General features: G+C 65.2%; 2 protein-coding genes. Both read left to right on the top strand.

Annotated elements, in window-relative coordinates:
- The first annotated feature begins 85 nt into the window (after positions 1-85).
- Positions 86-2428 carry a hypothetical protein gene (locus tag HR086_RS45075; protein ID WP_174468745.1) on the top strand — a complete coding sequence of 781 codons (2343 nt, stop codon included), beginning with the start codon at positions 86-88 and terminating at the stop codon, positions 2426-2428.
- The gene (locus HR086_RS45070; protein ID WP_174468744.1) at positions 2425-3759 is read left to right on the top strand and encodes a hypothetical protein; all 1335 of its coding nucleotides are present in this window, start codon (positions 2425-2427) and stop codon (positions 3757-3759) included. Before HR086_RS45075 ends, HR086_RS45070 begins: the two co-directional genes overlap by 4 nt.
- Positions 3760-4310: the final 551 nt, after the last annotated feature.

The raw sequence follows: 4310 nt of genomic DNA, 5'->3' as shown, positions 1-4310 counted from the left end.
GGGCAGGGGGGCACGCTGCTCTTCCCAACGGCGGAGGGGACGCTGCGGTCAGGCGCCTTCGCTTCCGTGGGACTGGGGGTGGACAATGCGCGCTGAGCGGCCTTGGCGCGGCGGGCTTGGCCTCGCGCTGGTGGTGGCCCTCCTGGCCTCTGGGTGCGCCTCGTTGCCGGCGAAGCCGGGCCAGGCGGGCCGTGGGGCGGTCCTGGCATTCAGTCCCCTCTCCATGCCCTCCCAGGCGGCGAGGAGCGCGGCGACGGGTGTGTATCAGGGGGAGGCGTCGGGCCCCGCGGATGGGACGACAGAGCCGGCGCCGATGGGCTTTCGACGTGGAGTCATCGGCAGGGTCGTCCACGAGGAGGGAACGCCCGGCTCGGGCGGCGAGGGCGGGGCCTTCGTCTGTGGCGACAAAGCCTTGCCCTCGGACTGGCCCCGCCTGACCCAAAGCCGGGATGTGCTGGAGCCCTTCCTGGTGTGTGCCTCGCCCGCCGAGTTCGTGGCCATGCAGCGCGGAGTGGACATGGCCGCGCTGGTGCAGTCCCTCACGGACTGGGACGCCGTTCGCCTGGGGGCACTGGGTCCGATGGATGCGCCTGCCTCGGCCGTCCTCAGCCGCAAGCGCGCGGCCTTCCTCGTCACGTCCGTGGAGAAGTACGGCGTGCCGTACTCCGAGGTGCTCGCCCTCTTCGTCCTCCACGCGGCCTTCGACGACGAGCTGCGCGAGGTGGTGCAGCGGCTGGCCCGAGACAAGCGACTAGGGGAGACACTGGGGAGCATGCCCGTCGTCCGCGAGGAGCTGAAGCGGCGGGGCCTAGCGCTGGACGGTTTCCCGGAGCGGGGCGAGCAGGGCCGAGACGTGCTGCGCGGGATGGCCCGCGCAGGCCGGGACATGCTCTCGAGCAGCTTGGTGAGTGGCGAGGCCCGGTACACGGAGCTCATGGCCATGTGTGGGCAAATGCCGCCGCCCTACCAGGCTGCCATCGACGAGGTGGAGAAGGCGTTGATGGCGCGACACTACGCGCCGGGAAGCGTGTCGGCGGGGGCCTTCGACCACCTCACCTTCGGTGTGCCAGTGGGCTTCTACCACCTGGTGGCCGGGACTGGGCACGGGGCGTACTCGCTGGCTCAGGGGAAGTACGAGCAGGCCACGCGCGAGCTGGCGCCAGCCGCGCTCATGGTGGCGCTGTATGCCGGGGGCAAGGGCGCGCGCGCGCTGGTGGAGTCCAACGCCGGTGGGCGGGCGAGCCTGCGGCGGCTCGCGGCATCGGAAGTCGAAGCGTTGAAGGCCGTCGTGAAGGAATTGGAGGAGCTATTCGGCCCCGACGCAGTCCGCGATGGCTTCGCCTTCTTGCGGGGCAAGCGCGAGGTCGCCCGCTTCGTGCTGACAGAGGGGCCTCCTGGCTTCGTCGCCATCGTTGAGGCGCGCGGAAACCCCGCGAAGGCGCAGGCGCTGCTGATGGAGGCGGCCAGTCGTGAGTCAGCGAGGCCCGTGGCAACAAGGGGCTCTGCGGGGAAGCGGTCCGACAACCTGGACCTCTTCGAGAAGGACGCCGAGGTGTCCGCTGCGGAGGCGCAAGCGGCAAGCCGGGAGACCTCCAAGGCTGCAACGACGAGAGGAGGGGCGACTCGAGAGCCAGCCCAGTCTGCGGCGACAAGAAAGCAGTTCGATAACCTGGACCTCTTCGCCCAGAACGCTGAGGTGGGCGCCACGGAGGCCGCGCGGGCCAAGCTCTTCCTGGCGGAGCTGGAGGCCTCGGGTCCACGGCTACCGAAGGATGTGAAGCTGCTGAAGGAGCAGGCGCCGAAGCTGGAGAAGCCACCGCCAGGAGTCGAGCAGGGGGCGCCGTTGTGGCAGGAGTACGTCGCCTATCGCAAGAGGCGGCTGCAGGAGATTCGGGACGGCGACCCCGTCAAGGGGCCCCTGAAATGGGAGGGCTACCAGGGGATGCGTGACCGGTATGCTCGGGGCATGGCCTTCGAGAGGACCATGATCGCCATCCTGGAGGCGGACGCTGCGTTGCCCCGCGCACAGCGGCGATGGCTCGGTGACTTCGAGCAGCCACGCATCGAGACGCATGTGGGCGTGTCGAAGGTGGACTTCCGGTACGCCGATGTCCTTGTTATCGAGGAGCGGCCCCCACCGGGACAGCCCCCTCGGGTAGAGACATTCAGCTTCAAGAGCCGGAACCTCGCCGCTCTGGACGAGAATGCACTGCCTGTGCAGGTAAATTCGGATGCCAGCAACGCAATGAAGTACTACGGTGGGCGACTGAAAATTCTTCGGGACGGGATGCGACAGCAGGCGGAGATCCGAAGAGTGCGGCTTGTCTATGAAGGCAAGGAGCTTTTGCCCAGGGACCGAAGCGGGTTGGATAACGCAGTGAGAAACACAGAGACCCTGATTGCGGGCGTAGAGGTGCTATTCCAATGAAGACGCTGACACTGCACGACTTGAACAAAGCGGATAGTCTGCGCTTCACGTTCGATGGGACCTTTGATGCTAGGAATGGGCTGGCGAGCAGCGTGGTACCGTTTCTCGATGCCCTTGAGCAAAATGCCGACGGTTGGATGCCAACAATCGTAAAGACCAGCAGGAAGCGTAAATACTCCCAAGAGGCGGTGCGGCGTGCGCTTGAGGAACGTCGCGAGGAGTATGGGACAGTTATTGGATTGGTTCGGCCAGAGAGTCCTGCTGTGTCGTTGGTGCTTACTCTCGGGCCTGAACAGGAGAGGTCCCTGTGGAGCACTAGTCTCACGGTGCAGCCGCTTTCCTTTTTCTCTGAGATAGAAACCTGTCGCAGTTTCGTAAGAGTGGCGCGGTCCTGGGCTGCTCAGTATCCCGCGAACTATGCTGCTGCGCACAGTGCTGCTGACATGCAGTTCGCGAAGTTCCCCACCTTTGGTCGTGACAATACGGCATGGAAGCGAGATGGGTTCGACAAGGTCTACGAGCTGTTCTGGCTGAACATCTTTGGTCCGAAGCTGGTGGAGTTGGTAGGCCGAGAGCGGATGCTCTCGACGCCCGCACACCTCGTGGAGGAGCTTCCCAATGGCTCCATCCTTCTGGTTCTGTGGCCTACTGCCACCGAGTTCGTTAGCGAGGAAGCGCGTGTGGTGCAGGCCCGAGCCCATGCTCACCTGCGACCGGACGTCGACTTCGACACGGTGCTCCGCACTCTGAGTGAGCGCAGCGCCGCGCTCGTACCCGTCGAGCCGCGCTTCCACCCTGACGTGGCGCCGTTCCTCTCCCGGCTGCCGGACGAATTCGCCATCAGCGAGCGGCAACGGACGATTGCCGAACTCAACGCCTTCCGGCCGCCGGTGCCAGAGGAGTGGCTCCCAGTTGCCCATCCCTCGGATGTGGAGAAGCCGAAGCGCGTCCTCGAATCCTACGGAGACCTGTCCGAAGGTCTCGTGGCAGCACTGCACACCAAGGTGCCCTCCATCATGGACGAGACGGTCGAGTCCCTCACGGACTTGGACTTCTACTTCTGGCGGGACAACTTCCCCGAGCGGTACAAGCGCGAACTCATCGACAGTCACACGGCCCCTGCGCTGGGGGCCTACCTGGGGGACGTGCTGGTGCGGCGACTGGGAGGGACGTGGGTGCTGAGGCAGAAGATGGAAGAGTCCCAGGTGCGCGTTGGAAAGCGCGTCTGGCTGCCCTTCCTCCGCGCCCGCCGGTACATGCAGTCCCGCCAGTCGCTGCTGGACTACTCGCTCACGCAATTCTTCCATGAGGCGGAGCGGTACCGGCCCTGACTTGGTGCTGATGCTCCGCGCGCCAGGCAGCGTCGGCTGGCGCGCCGTCCAAGCCGAGGCGAGGCGCGCTGGGGGCAGGGCCACAGGCGTTAACCAGTAGCTGTCAGCGTGCGCTCATGGTTCCTGCGAACGACCACCGCTATCCGCGTGAGGATGGCGGTTTCGACGAGTCGCTCTCATTGACGCGCGGTCCGACGGGGCCTCGGCACTCATGACGCAGCGAGCTGATTTTGGATTGGCACAACTATGGGGCTGAGAGGGGGTGTCGAAGCAAAAAAGTGTGCGCATGCGCGGCGAGTTTCTCAAGCGCGTGTTCAACTATTGTTTCGACGCTGTGTTTTTGGGTGTACGCGTTGAACTCTTCGAGTGCAGCTTCGCTGACGATGGACCTACCCGATTTAATGTTTCTTAGTTTCTGGAATTTAGAGGACCTAACAAAAGTCAGGGCTGGGGTGGCCACCGACGAAGGGCATCCCCAGCTTGAGTGCATGGTCCGCGAACTCGTTCCCGACGCCTTCTGGCAGCGTGTGGCGCCGCTGCTGCCTCCGCCG

This window comes from Myxococcus sp. CA039A, assembly GCF_013336645.1.
Lineage (GTDB): Bacteria > Myxococcota > Myxococcia > Myxococcales > Myxococcaceae > Myxococcus > Myxococcus llanfairpwllgwyngyllgogerychwyrndrobwllllantysiliogogogochensis.
The sequence above is the reverse complement of the archived record's forward strand: the minus strand, read 5'-3'. Positions and strand labels throughout refer to the sequence as shown.

Excerpts from the sequence above, each read along its gene's own strand:
- HR086_RS45075 (WP_174468745.1), top strand. The coding sequence starts at position 86 with ATGCGCGCTGAGCGGCCTTGGCGCGGCGGGCTTGGCCTCGCGCTGGTG.
- HR086_RS45070 (WP_174468744.1), top strand. The coding sequence starts at position 2,425 with ATGAAGACGCTGACACTGCACGACTTGAACAAAGCGGATAGTCTGCGC.